Origin of the sequence: Paenibacillus sp. NPDC058071, assembly GCF_042885235.1 — a bacterium.
Taxonomy (GTDB): Bacteria; Bacillota; Bacilli; order Paenibacillales; family Paenibacillaceae; genus Pristimantibacillus.
The window spans coordinates 551141-564461 of record NZ_JBHVSK010000001.1 but is presented as its reverse complement, the minus strand read 5'-3'; the positions used below and the strand labels follow the sequence as shown (position 1 = coordinate 564461).

The 13321-nt window shown below is 47.6% G+C and carries 10 protein-coding genes and 1 pseudogene; 8 read left to right on the top strand and 3 right to left on the bottom strand.

Features of this window, described 5'->3' with window-relative positions:
• Positions 1–22 precede the first annotated feature (22 nt).
• The 4 genes from ACFVTB_RS02555 to ACFVTB_RS02540 all read left to right on the top strand — a co-directional run bounded on the left by ACFVTB_RS02555 (position 23) and on the right by ACFVTB_RS02540 (position 6215).
• Positions 23–2344 (top strand): glycoside hydrolase family 95 protein, encoded by a 2322-nt coding sequence (locus ACFVTB_RS02555; RefSeq protein WP_387744657.1) that lies wholly within the window; start codon positions 23–25, stop codon positions 2342–2344.
• A gap of 141 nt (positions 2345–2485) precedes the next feature.
• A complete protein-coding gene (locus tag ACFVTB_RS02550; protein WP_387744654.1) occupies positions 2486–3922 on the top strand; it encodes a spore germination protein in 1437 nt (478 codons plus the stop codon).
• Positions 3923–3931: 9 nt separating this feature from the next.
• On the top strand, positions 3932–5086 hold the full coding sequence (locus ACFVTB_RS02545) for a Ger(x)C family spore germination protein (RefSeq protein WP_387744651.1): 1155 nt from the start codon (positions 3932–3934) through the stop codon (positions 5084–5086).
• Positions 5087–5102: 16 nt separating this feature from the next.
• Positions 5103–6215, top strand: a complete 1113-nt coding sequence (locus tag ACFVTB_RS02540; protein ID WP_387744648.1) for a GerAB/ArcD/ProY family transporter — start codon at positions 5103–5105, stop codon at positions 6213–6215.
• Here ACFVTB_RS02540 and ACFVTB_RS02535 read toward each other — a convergent pair.
• Positions 6212–7354, bottom strand: a complete 1143-nt coding sequence (locus ACFVTB_RS02535; protein ID WP_387744645.1) for a chromate transporter — start codon at positions 7352–7354, stop codon at positions 6212–6214. The genes ACFVTB_RS02540 and ACFVTB_RS02535 overlap by 4 nt on opposite strands.
• 363 nt (positions 7355–7717) lie before the next feature.
• On the opposite strand from ACFVTB_RS02535, the pseudogene ACFVTB_RS02530 reads away from it, so the two are divergent.
• The 3 genes and pseudogenes from ACFVTB_RS02530 to ACFVTB_RS02520 all read left to right on the top strand — a co-directional run bounded on the left by ACFVTB_RS02530 (position 7718) and on the right by ACFVTB_RS02520 (position 9958).
• A pseudogene (locus tag ACFVTB_RS02530) lies at positions 7718–8752 on the top strand (IS1595 family transposase).
• A gap of 145 nt (positions 8753–8897) precedes the next feature.
• Positions 8898–9251: a flagellar basal body-associated FliL family protein gene (locus ACFVTB_RS02525; RefSeq protein WP_387744642.1), complete on the top strand. Its 354-nt coding sequence runs from the start codon at positions 8898–8900 to the stop codon at positions 9249–9251.
• A gap of 254 nt (positions 9252–9505) precedes the next feature.
• Positions 9506–9958: a hypothetical protein gene (locus ACFVTB_RS02520; RefSeq protein WP_387744639.1), complete on the top strand. Its 453-nt coding sequence runs from the start codon at positions 9506–9508 to the stop codon at positions 9956–9958.
• Positions 9959–10018: 60 nt separating this feature from the next.
• Here the strand turns inward: ACFVTB_RS02520 and ACFVTB_RS02515 are convergent, their stop codons facing one another.
• Positions 10019–10285: a hypothetical protein gene (locus tag ACFVTB_RS02515; RefSeq protein ID WP_387744636.1), complete on the bottom strand. Its 267-nt coding sequence runs from the start codon at positions 10283–10285 to the stop codon at positions 10019–10021.
• A 23-nt stretch (positions 10286–10308) separates the two neighbouring features.
• Complete coding sequence (locus ACFVTB_RS02510; protein WP_387744634.1) at positions 10309–11739, bottom strand: glycosyltransferase family 4 protein; 1431 nt, start codon at positions 11737–11739, stop codon at positions 10309–10311.
• A gap of 293 nt (positions 11740–12032) precedes the next feature.
• Between ACFVTB_RS02510 and ACFVTB_RS02505 the strand changes: the two genes are divergently transcribed.
• Positions 12033–13310 (top strand): nucleotide sugar dehydrogenase, encoded by a 1278-nt coding sequence (locus tag ACFVTB_RS02505; RefSeq protein WP_387744631.1) that lies wholly within the window; start codon positions 12033–12035, stop codon positions 13308–13310.
• Positions 13311–13321 lie beyond the last annotated feature (11 nt).

Here is a 13321-nt window from a genome sequence, read left to right as displayed (position 1 = left end):
TTCTATTATGGGAGGCAGCATCATGAGTGAGATGAAACTGTGGTACGACAAACCAGCTGTGAAATGGTCCGAAGGGATTCCTGTCGGCAACGGAAGGTTGGCAGCGATCGTTTACGGCGGTGCAGAGCAAGAAGTTTGGAATATTACTGAATCGACCTATTGGTCAGGCAAACGGGAAAAGATAAACAGCCAATCTTCGGGAAAAGAAGATTTGGCGCGAGTGCGGCAATATTTTTTCGACGGGGATTACGAGGGCGGGGAAAAGCTGTCCAGCCAACTGCTTGAGCCGGCCAAGAGCAATTTCGGAACGAACCTGCCTGTATGCGACGTTGTTTTGAAGTTCAATGATGCCGGGCAACAACAGCTGACAAGAGAGCTTAATCTCGAGAACGCGATCGTGAAGACGACTTATGAGCGAGGAGGCTCCGAAGTACAGCGAGAGCTCTTTGCTTCTCATGCTGATGGACTGATCGTTTGCAGAATACAAAGCGAGCTGCCGGAAGGGCTTTCGTTTTCGATCGAACTGGAAGGTATGACAGACTACTTCGAGAGCTGGAGCGAGCCGCAGCAGGCAGGCGTACTTTCCTTTAAGGGCCAAGCCCTTGAACAACTGCACAGCGACGGAAAATGCGGCGTTCGCTGTCAGGGCAGCATTTTCGTAAAAGCAGTAGGCGGGCAATTGACAGGAGCTTCAGGGAAGATTGAAGTCGCGAATGCAAAGGAAGCTGTCATTTACTTCGCTATAGATACGGATTATGGTGTGACAGGTGATGACTGGATCAAGGCGGCGGAACACAGAATTGCGCTGGCCGAAGCGAAAGGATACGAGAAGCTTCAGCTTGATCATATCGCCGATTATCGAAGCCAGTTTGACCGGGTAGATCTGGATCTGGGGAAAAGCGAACAAAGCAAGCTGACGACGGACGAAAGAATTCGCGATTTATCCGAGGGAAGATATGACGATCCAGCTTTAATCGCGTTGTTTTTCCAATACGGCAGATATTTGACCCTTTGCGGCGCCAGGGAGGACTCCCCGCTGCCACTGCATTTGCAAGGGATTTGGAACGATGACCAGGCATGCCGCATGGGCTGGACTTGCGACTACCATATTGATATCAATACGCAAATGAACTATTATCCGACGGAAATGACCCATTTGACCGAGTCTCACCAACCGTTAATTCGATACATTGAACAGTTGTCGGAAAGCGGGAAGGCGGCTGCGCAAGATTTTTACGGCAGTGAAGGTTGGGTCGCTCATACGGTTTCCAACGCTTGGGGCTTTACGGCGCCGGCCTGGCAAAACTCTTGGGGACTGAACGTGACAGGCGGCCTATGGCTGGCTATGCAGCTTCGCGATCATTACGAATTCACACTGGATGAGCAGTTCTTAAAGCAAACCGCATACCCGATCTTAAAGGGAGCGTCACAGTTCTTTCTCGATTATATGACGATACATCCGAAGTACGGCTGGCTTGTAACGGGACCTTCTATTTCTCCTGAAAATACGTTCCACGCCAATGGCACGAAGGTGCATCACTACTTGTCGATGGGTACGACGCTGGATCAAGTATTGGTCAGCGATTTGTTCGAATTTTGCTTGAAGGCGGCGGAACAGCTTCAACTGGACGAGTCCTTTCAAGCCGAATTGAGGAAGGCGATTGAAATTCTCCCGCCACTTCAGATCGGCAAGAACGGCCAGCTGCAAGAATGGCTGGAGGATTACGAGGAGGCGCAGCCGGAGCATCGGCATTTGTCGCATCTTCATACCTTGTATCCGGCTTATCGCATAACGCCGCAGCAGACGCCAGAGCTAAGTGAAGCCGCGCGAGTAACGTTGGAGAGACGCATATCGACAAATAATCACGAAGATGTGGAGTTTACGGTTGCCGCGTTTGCAGGCTGCTATTCCCGTCTTCATGATGGGGAAAATGCATACGAGCAGATCCTGCATTTGATTGGCAGCTTATGCTTTACGAACCTGATGACCTTCTCCAAGCCTGGCATTGGCGGAGCAGAGAGCCCTATTTACGTGGCGGACGGCAACTTCGGGGGAACGGCGGCGATTGCGGACATGCTGCTGCAAAGCCATGCCGGTGAGCTTCATCTACTGCCAGCCCTTCCTGCTAAGTGGTCCTCAGGCTCATACAAGGGACTTCGAGCAAGAGGAGCGCTGGAGGTGGATGTTGTCTGGGCGGAAGGGCGTTTGACCCACGCGTCCGTTCAAGCGTTCGCAACGGGACAAACGATGCTGCGCAGCGGGAATGGCACAGTGCCGTTCCATTATGAAGCGGGACATCGTTATCGCGTCAATTCTGATCTCCGAATTGAGCTTCAGCAATAAATACAGCACTTATTATCGTTTACTTTCCGAAACGCTCCTGACTTTCAGTCGGGAGCGTTTTTAATGTGGAGCAAAGTGGCAGTGGAATAATTTCACTTCGTCAATGTCATAATATAGAAGTCAAAATGAGAAAGGGGGCGAATGATGAAAGCATCCGGGCTGGAGCTTCTACTCAAACAACTGACGGAAAGTCCGGAGCTGATCTGCAAGCCCTTTCCCATTCATGATTGCATTTGCAGCTTAATCTTTATTCCTTCCATCGTAGATCATGCGCTGCTTCAGCAGAACGTCATCCATTTTTTGCAGCCCGACGATCGGAAGGATGACGGATGGGACGTTTTCCATTCCGCATTAGAGAGGGGCGTTGCTTTTCCGATCGTTTATCGCGCCGCATCCGACGCGAACGAGGCTGCTGATATGATTGTGCGAGGAAAAGCGGTTCTCTATATAGATCGTATGGATGTTTTTTATTATTTTGAAACGACTCAGTACCAGAAGAGAACGATCTCCGAATCGCAAAATGAACTGGTCATCACAGGGCCGCAAGAAGCCTTTATTGAGGATATACATAGCAATACGTCTTTGCTGCGCCATAAAATCCGGCACCCGAAGTTGAAATTGAAAGAATACCTTATAGGCGATTATTCTCGCACGATCGTTTATGTCGTTTACATTGAAGGGCTTCCTAAAAAAGAGGTACTGCAGCAAATCGACGAAAAGCTTCGCTCTATTTCTGTGGACGGAGTGTTCGGCATCAATTATTTGGTTGAGCAGTTTAAGGACCAGCCCACGCCATTTCCTCTTTTTCAAAATACCGAACGTCCGGACGCTTTGGCCGCTTCGATACTCGAAGGGCGCGTCGGCGTTATGATGGATGGCGTGCCCAATACGCTGATTGCGCCGGTAACGATGTTTTCGTTGCTGCAATCGCCGGAGGACTTTTACCAAAGTCCGTTCGCAGCCAGCTGGATTCGATTTGTAAGATTTACTTTCTCTTTGTTATCCGTTTTTCTTCCTTCCCTCTATGTGGCGGTTACGACGTTTCACCCGCAGGTTCTTCCGTCACATTTGCTGCTAACAATCGCTTCTGCACGCGAGAACATTCCATTTTCCGCACTGGTGGAAGCGCTGCTCATGGAGCTTACCTTCGAAGCGCTTCGGGAAGCGAGCATGAGGATTCCGAAACCGGTAGGCCAGACCGTCTCCATTATTGGAGGCATCGTGATCGGCCAAGCTGCCGTGCAAGCGGGGATTGTTTCCGCTCCGATGGTTATCGTCGTCTCGATTACAGGAGTGGCGTCTTATCTCATTCCGCATTTGGAGTTGGGGCTTATTTTTCGTCTTTTGCGATTCCCGTTTCTCTTGCTAGGCGGAACGATGGGGCTGATCGGTATATTCGCCGGTGCTTTTGTTCTTTATGGACATCTTGTAAGTTTAAGATCCTTTGGCGCTCCTTATCTTCAGCCGGCGGCTCCACTCGTGTGGTCCGATTGGAGGGATACCTTTGTGCGAATGTCGCTGCCTTGGTTGAATAAACGGAGCAGTGCCTTTTCTAGAAACAGGCAGCGAGGGAGATGAGCAGGCCGGATGAGAAAATCGTTTGTGAAATTAACGCTCCTTCTCATACTGTTACTAAGCACGACAGGCTGCTGGACAAAGGTTGAGCTCGACGATCGCGTTTTTGTAAACGGGCTGTTTGTCGATGTCGGTGAGGAACCCGGAACAGTAAAAGTGTCGATCAGCTCTCCGCTTACGAACCGTTTGCAATCGGGACAGCTGAGCGGCGGGGCGAGCGGTAACGACAAGCCTTATTCCCTCATTTCCAAACAATCGACGAGCATCAGTAAAGCAATCGAATACATGCAAAAGGATTTGCCGCGTAAGCTCGGCTTCACCGAAATTAGAGTGATCGTGATCAGCGAAAGATACGGGAAGCAGGGTATCAGTGACCTTCTCGAATGGGTCAAAAGGGACCCTGACGTTCCGATCGGGGCGTACCTGTTAGTCGCTTCCGACAAACTTGAAGAAACGGTGCGCTTAACTCCGATTTTTGAACAAATGCCTACAGCGGTGTTAATCAACTTTGCCAGACAAGGCTATATGTTGAACACAACGATTAGCGATTGCCTTTTCGCCGACTCGGCGGGCATGGGTTTTGCTGTGACGCTATTGAAAAATAGCATTATTCCTTCTTCCTCCAGCTCGGATAAAAACGAAAATTGGACGGGCATTAAGGGGGCTGCGCTTTTTCAGCAAAGCAAGCTGAAGGGAATATTGCCTTACGAAGAAGCAAAAGCGATCGCTTGGGCAAACGGCACGCTTAAGAGTCCGATTTACTCTATACAATGGGGTCATAAAAAGAACAGCGCAGATCTTGAATTCAGCTACGCGAAAGGGAAGACGTCGTTCAAAATGACTGAAGAGGGACCCGTATTCACGATTCATCTAAAAGGCAGAGTCAGCATCCTTGCCAATAAAAACGAATCCCATCGTTTCGGGAAAGACATAAGTGAAATGATGATGAAGCAATTGGAGAAAAAAGTGATCGAAGAAACCGAGAAGAGTATGGCGTATTCTCAACAGATCGGAGTAGACGTCCTGCAGCTCGGATTTTTGCTGGAATGGAATCGTCCGCAATATTGGCAGCAAGTGAAGGAACGCTGGCCGGAACACTATAAAAACGATGTGAAAATTAAAACGGTCACTAACTTTCGCTTCGTAGATATCGGCAAAGAATACTGAGCAGGGGAAGAGTGAAATGACTTCAAATGACTGGAGACTGGCCCGTTTTGCTTTTGTGTATTTTAATGCCCAAACGATTATTTATCTCATTCCAGAGTTGGCATCGTCTTCGAACTACCAAGGAATCGCCGGCATCCTTGCCGGCTCTCTTCTCAGCTTGGCCGTTTTATTTTTCGTCGTCTATATTGGGAGACTTCAGCCGAACGCCTCATGGGTTAATTTCGGGAAAAGAATCTTGGGTAAAGGGTTGCATAGCGCGATCCTTTTCCTGCTGCTGATATGGTCGGTATACTATGCTTCCTATGATATCCAAAGCTTTGTATTGTTTTTCGGAGCTAATTATATGCAAGGCACGCCGCCTTGGTTTCTTCAGCTCATCATTGCTATCGTCGTCATGTACGCTGTGCGGCTCGGGATCCGGACGATCGTCTATATGTCAGACGGTATTTTTCTGTTGACTTTTTCCGTTATGTTATTCGTTTTCTATTCTTATGGAGAAAAAGCAAACATGCAGATGATTCCGGCTTTGTTTCATTATTTTGATGTCCCTACCTTTGTGGAAAATACGCTGGCTACCTTCTCTGTCGTGACCGAGTGGGTCGTTTTTTTATTTATCTCTCCCGAATTCAAATTTGGAAAGGGGACTTTTAATAAGCTGGCCATAACTGCGGCAGGCGTTTGCTTGAGTGTGCTGGTCGCATGGGGGTTCACCATTCTTAATTTCAGTCCGCATTTCGCCAGACAGTTCCAGTATCCTTTCCTCGAATTCATTCGCAGCAGAGTGAATGAAGGGTTTTTGGAGAGCATGGCTCCCTTTATGATTGGATTATGGACCGCATCCATGTTCATTCATTGTTCTTTATTAATCTATGCCGCGACTAAATGCATGTCTTACTTTACGAAAGGGAAGGGCGAGAAGATGATTATCCCTATTCTCTCCTTACTATCAGCAGGGATTGCTTTTTATTATGCTTATCATGTGTATGTCTACCACGAGCATTATTTTTCCTTTACCGCCGTGCTCATATGGGTGTTCGTCGAGTTGATTCCTGTGTTGTATGGGGTTGTGGCGATGCTGAGATATGGGTCGAGCAAAGGGTTTAACAAGTCAAGCCAGAGTTCCCGCTAGTTAATATACCCGATTATAACGCCTCCAAGTGCACCCGACAGGACGACGATCCAAGGCGGGAGCTTCCAAAAAACAAGCAAAATAAATAAGAGCAGCGCTAACGCAAAATCAACCGGCGCTTGAATAGCGGTCGTCCAAAGCGGATCGTACAGCGCTGCGATTAAGATGCCGACGACTGCGGCATTAATGCCAACTAAAGCGCCTTGAATCTTTGGACTGCTGCGCAGCACGTTCCAGAAAGGCAGCGCTCCGACAACTAGCAGGAAAGCGGGCAAAAAGATCGCAACGGTTGCGATTGCTGCTCCGGCAGCGCCGCCGGACAGAGCGCCAAGATACGACGCAAATGTAAACAGCGGACCGGGAACGGCCTGCGCGGCGCCGTATCCGGCTAAGAAATCCGCCCCGCTTACCCAGCCCGTTGGAACAACCTCGCGCTCCAGCATCGGCAATACGACATGGCCGCCGCCAAATACAAGCGATCCTGACCGGTAGAAGCTGTCGAATAAAGCGATCCATTCGATCCCCGTGGATTGCCTAATAACAGGGAGACCAAAGAGAAGAAGGACAAACAAGGCTAGGCAGCCAATGGCGAAACGTTTGCTAATGGTGATGTGAAGGCTATGCGTCTGCATAACTGAACTTTTATGATACAGCCAGAGTCCAAGTATACCGGCCAATATAATAATGAGAAATTGCGCGTAGGCTGTTTGCCATAGCAATGCAATCGCAGCTGCGGCGACTGCGATGGAAGCGCGATTTCGGTCTGGCGCAAGCTTTTGGCCCATTCCGAGTATAGCGTGGGCTACGATGGCAACGGCAACGATTTTAAGCCCATGAATCCAACCTGAGCTTGCAATATCGAATCCTTGCATGAGCCATGCGAATAAGACCGAGGCAATAACAGAGGGGAACGTAAAGCCTAGCCAAGCGATGAATCCGCCCCAAAGTCCAGCTCTTACAAGGCCAATGCCGATACCGACTTGGCTGCTTGCCGGCCCAGGCAGAAACTGACAAAGCGCAACAAGATCGGCATAGCTCTTCTCGTCCATCCATTTCCGGCGGCGAACATATTCGTCATGAAAATAACCAAGATGGGCGATAGGACCGCCGAATGAAGTGAGGCCTAACTTTGCCGACACGCGAAAGACCTCCCAGACGGAGGCGGTCTGAGAGCGTTTAGCGCTATTTGTATCGTTTTGACCGGAATCCAAACATATCGCTCCTTTAGCTATGTGTAGGTACTGCATATGTACATATTGAAGTTTCATTGTATGATAGAATTGTCATGGTAATATTATTGCTATTTGAGCTTTGCATAAAAAGAGAGCACAGCGGAGGGGTAGAGGGATTCTGGAGAAACGATAGTGGTCGCTTTTAAAGCCAAATTCCTAACGAAACTATATATAAAATAAAGCTATGTTAAATCTAAATGTTGATATTCGATAAATGAGAACTAATGTTCTATAATGAGGGTAATATCTCTGTTCGGAGATGGTGTGCCCATGGATTTAAAGGAACTTAAAAAACTTGCTGAAACGTTGGACGATAATAGCAAGCGGGAGCTTATCTACTTCTTGCAGTCCCGAACCAAGGGCGTGTCGGCTCCAGTTCGAGCAATTGATGAAATCCAAGAGCAGAAGCACAAAGATGGGCTTGTTTGTCCTCATTGCGAAAACCATTCTGTCGTGCGGTTTGGAAAATATACTGTTCAAACACGTGCTGGAGTGGTAAAACGGCAGCGTTACCGTTGTAAATCCTGTTTACAGACGTTTAACGACCTCACAAACACCCCTCTTCAGCGCACACGTAGACCTCATCTTTGGGTTCGTTTCATTGAATTCATGATTGAGGGTTATTCACTGCGGAAATGTGCTGGTGAAGTTACACACGTCACCTTGTTTTATTAACGGCATAAGATTCTTGCTGCCCTGAAGCAGGTTCCAACTGAAGCATTCCAAGGTATCGTCGAAATGGACGAGACCTACTTTCTGTACTCGGAAAAGGGCAAGCGGAACATCGCTGAACGCAAGCCAAGAAAACGCGGCGGAAAAGCCAAAGATCGTGGCATCAGCAACAACTAGGTATGTGTCCTCGTAGCCCGTGACCGTCAGAAGATGACCTACTCTGGTGTTCTTGGACGTGGTCGTATTAGGACAACAAAATTGGACGAGGCGATTGGTGGTCATTTATCGGACTCCAATGTGCTTTGTACGGATTCCTGGCGGGCATTCAGCTCTTATGCGAATTCAAAAGGTTTGACTCATTACCGATTCAAATCCGATGGAAAACAGCGCGTCAAGGGCGTTTACCATATCCAAAACGTAAACAGCTACCACAGCCGCTTGAAGAAATGGATGGACCGCTTCAATGGTGTTGCAACCAAATATTTGCAACATTATTTGGTTTGGTTCCGTTATATAGACAGCAAGGAATATGAGAATACCTCATCGAATAAGAAGAATATGTTGGTCAAATCGTGCTTGTTTACTGTGAACGACACGAATAAAAAGCTTCGGCTGTCTGCTTATTCTTGTTAAGCTAACGGGCAGTTTAGTTCCAGGAATTACATCACTCGTCGATATAACTTTTTCTCTCAAAACGTGTCTATTATATGGCAGTAAATTAGCGAGAGTCAGCGGGAGGAAGATTGTTTGAAGAAATCATTTCTTGTGGGGGGATTTATTGAGTAAAAATCTTATGTTACTTACTTTAATATTTATGGCTGGAATAGCGTTGATTGGATGTAGCAACAGCACAGAACATTCATATGCTGCTATTTTATTGGTTAACGGGAAAGAATATATATGGCAAGGTGATATGGAAAGTAATGAGTTTACAATTGATGATAAAATAGGAGAAGTTAAAAAATCAGTAGATGCTAAGGTGTATCCAACAGATGATTTTTCGTCAAATTTTTTAAAAGTTGGGGAAGAAATTTACACCTCAAATGAGGAAGCGAAAGTTGTTATCGTAAAACGAGAAGACGGAAGTTACGATAAGTTTACTGAAGAAGGTTACTCTAAAGATGAAGAATAATTCTTCTCGATATATAGATGGGATTGAGCTAACGGTGAACGATAGCTCGATAAACCGCCTTATTCACCAAGGCGGTTTTCTTATGCTTAAAAATCAACATTAGAGTTTAACATAGCCTAAAATAAAAGGAATCAGGCTTTAATGGCGATCGGAAGAACCCTCTGACCAGTAGCGTTCCCCCTCGCTTGAAGTAACGCTCTGATTCCGGGTTTATGCTCGATTCTAGTAAACTTCTCGATAGGGAGGCGCAGACGATGCAATTAAAGACGGCTTTGATTATTTCGTCATGCTTATTCGCGCTAAATTTATTCGTCATCTACTTAGTCAGTGTATTTACGATGGAGCTTCTTCCCGGTAAAGGCATTTCAGGCAATGGCAATCCTGGCATTGTGCTTTGGTACATCGAAATACCAATCTACATTTCGCTAATAGCATTAATAATTTATATCATTAACAAAGTAAAGTTTTTCGCTAACCGAACTATTTTTTATCCAATATTGCTTTTATGCGCATTGCTGCTAGTCTCTTTTTTAGAGTATCGCTTTGCAGCTTCGCTCTATCATTCGATACATGATCGGATCAAAGAGTTTGGCGCTGTGAACCAATACACCAATACGATGTTTATTAACTACTATACGTTTACGATAGGTATATTACTTGCATTAATTATACAGTCTATTGTTCAAAAGTTACGGCGAATCCATTAATGATCTGCCGAAAAAGCCGAAGAACCGCTTAGCCATGCGCTAAGCGGTTCTTCGGCTTTTTTAACCGACTTCCAGCAATCTTTGACGAAGCGGCTGCAGGATGACCATGTCCGGTACGGTATACTCGGCGGGAAGTGCAAGCAGAATTTGTTGCCATGCCGCTGCGTCATATTGAAGCTCTTCGGCGCCTCCATGCATGGCAGTAATTAAGGAATCGATGGTTCGGGTTGTACTACTATCGGACGACGCATGAAGGTCGTTAGGTTTATCCGAAGAGGAGGACTCGCTCAGCGGCAGGGCAACCGAATGAACGGAACGTCTTCGCAAGCGAGCCGATTTTCGTTGCCGGACTATCGACTTTTTCTTGCCCTTCTTCGCTTTCCGAACAATGAACTTCTTTTTCTTCGTTTGAAAACGGATCTTCTTCTTTTTCTGACCTTCCATTTTCGATGCGCCGCCTTTCCTTTCGGTTGTTGATCGGTCGCTGCTTCAGACTGAAGCTCGGCGTTTGCAGACGTCAAAGGTTCAGGCAAAGGCGCAGCGGATTGACTACGCGCAGGACGTTTGCTTATGGTTTGCCCGTACAAATCCAGCATGCGCTCGGTTAAATGCTGCAACGACCAATGCTGCAATGCCCATTCCTTGGCGGAAAGCGCCGTTACGTGGGAGGCGTCTGCGTGGTCAAGAGCATTTTTTATAGAGAGATATAGCTGCTCGCTGTCACCGGCACGCGAAATATGCTGGTTGAACGGAGGAGGAAGCATTTCTGGAATTCCTCCAGCATCGGAAACGATCAAAGGCTTGCCTGCTACTTGCGCTTCAATAACGGCAAAGGGCTGGTTATCCTGAATGCTGGGCAGCACGACAAAGTCGGCCTGACCGATCAGTTGGGGAATATCGGCGCGATTACCTAAGAACAGAATCTGCTCGTCAAGCCCCAGTTCGGAAACGGCTTGCATGACCGCTTCGCGGAGAGAACCGTCTCCGGCAAGCCAGCATACCCAGTCTGTGCGTTCTTCCTTCAACCTGGCAAGCGCATGTACGAGATGAATATGGCCTTTGACAACGTCAAAGCGTGCAGGACATAACAATACCGTTTTCGAGGCTGGTTTTATCGTAATCGGTTCTCTGTTCATGCTTAGCAAAAATTTATCGATGTCGATTCCGTAATGACTGACGATTACCCGGTTCTCCGGTACGGAAAATTCATTAACGAGAAGTTCCTTCAACCAATTCGACGGCGCAATGGTGATATCGCCAACCGTAGCGCCGATATGTTCACGCATGACGGAGTAAAACCATAGAGGAGAGGTCGTGTCTTGCTCCGGCAGCCCCATCTCTTTCAATTTGACGAACCATTCTTTCGCGAGGCATCCATGAATGGTGGTCACCAGAGCGACATGAGGAGGCTTCACCCGCGAAATGGCATGGGCGCTTACGATGTCCTGAGCGTGAATGACGTCATAATCGGATACGCCGAAATAGGAGGCCGCCGCTTCCAGCGTATAGCGTTCGATCTCGGAATAAGTGATCCATGGATCGAGGTTCGGGATATGAGGCCCTGTGTAGCTGTAGGTTTGATGGGCAAGCAGCGGCCGCAGCGCATTTTTATCAATGACAGCGTTTCTTTCCGGAATATGAAACCCCTGGCCGTCAGGAGTAGGGGAAAAGGTGTGTACCTGATGTCCGGCTCGCTGCAAGCCTGTAAGCAGCTGATTGACGTATGTGCTTACTCCCCCGGCATGAGGAAGCGACCAACTGCATGCAATTAATATTCTCATTTGTTCAGTCCTTCCGGTCGATTGGTCGGTCGTCCCCACATTATATGAGCGATCTATACCATTGATCACGGACAAGAGCCTCAATTCATTCCCCAAAAGGATAGGCGGACGTTTATTTGCGAACTAGATTATAGGTCCGGCGGGCTTAACGGAAAGGGATAACTTGCACAGAATTCTATTAATATTCCGATTTCGGGATACTTCACTATATTCAATGAAAATAGTCTTTCATCTAATGCGAAATTAATTGATTTGCGTAGGATGCTAGAAGATCAATTAAGGGAGTTGTAACAATGATGGAGGGCAGTCTCAAATATAACATTAGTATAATCGGGCTCGGATACGTCGGGCTGCCGCTGGCGAAGTTGTTTGTAGAGAAGGGCCATACGGTTTACGGCATTGATGCGAATGAGCAGAAAGTCAACATGCTGCTTAAACGGCAGTCGTATCTGACCGATTTCAGAAAAAACGAGATTCGTGGTTTATTCAGCACCAACCGCTTCCACGTCGGCACGTCTTTCGAAGCGGTAGCCAAGACGGAGGTTGTTATCCTCTGCGTGCCGACGCCTCTTGACAGCAATCATCAGCCGGACTTGAGCTACGTACTGCAGGCGGCGCAAAGTACGATTCCTTATTTGAAGCGGGGCCAGCTTTTCGTGCTGGAAAGCTCGACATTTCCTGGAACAAGCGAGGAGAAGCTGAAACCGATTTTGGAGTCTACAGGACTGCTCGTAGGAAGAGATATTTCGCTGGCCTATTCGCCCGAGCGGATTGATCCCGGTTCGACTTGGGAGCTGGCGCAAATTCCGAAAGTGGTTGGCGGCGTTACGCCTTCCTGTACAGCGTTCGCCAAAAGCGTATATAGTGCAGCCTTTGATGAAGTCGTTGTCGTGTCTTCGCCGAGAGTCGCTGAGATGACGAAGCTGCTGGAGAATTGCCAGCGTTTCATCAATATTTCGTTCATGAACAGCTTGCTGCAAGTAAGCGAACAGCTGGATATCAATCTTTGGGAAGCGATTGAGGCAGCCGGAACGAAGCCTTTTGGATTTACGAAATATTATCCCGGTCCAGGAGTAGGGGGCCACTGCATACCTGTCGATCCGCTCTATTTATTATGGAAGGCAAGAGAGCTTCAATTGGATTTGCCCTTTATCGAGCTTAGCCATCAAGTTAACGAAACGATGCCGGAGTATATCGTCGAGCGAGTCGTCAAAAGCTTGTATCCGAAGTCGGCGGGCGAAAGCAGTGTGCTCGTCATAGGCGTGACCTATAAAAAGGATGTCAATGATATGCGAGAGTCCAGCGCCATCCCGATTATGGAAAAAATGCAGGAAGCCGGCTTGAAGTTCGAATATTTCGACCCCTATATTCACGAATTAACGATTAAAGGGAAGAAATACCGGACGCTGCCGCTAACGGCCCGAAATGTAAAAAAATTCGATTGCACGCTTATATTGACCGATCACTCCGATATCTCGTACGAACTGCTGGTTGAAAATTCCACCATTGTCTTAGACACTCGCAATGCCACAAAGAACATGAAGGACCGTCAGTCAATCACTTTACTCTAAGGATGGTGCGT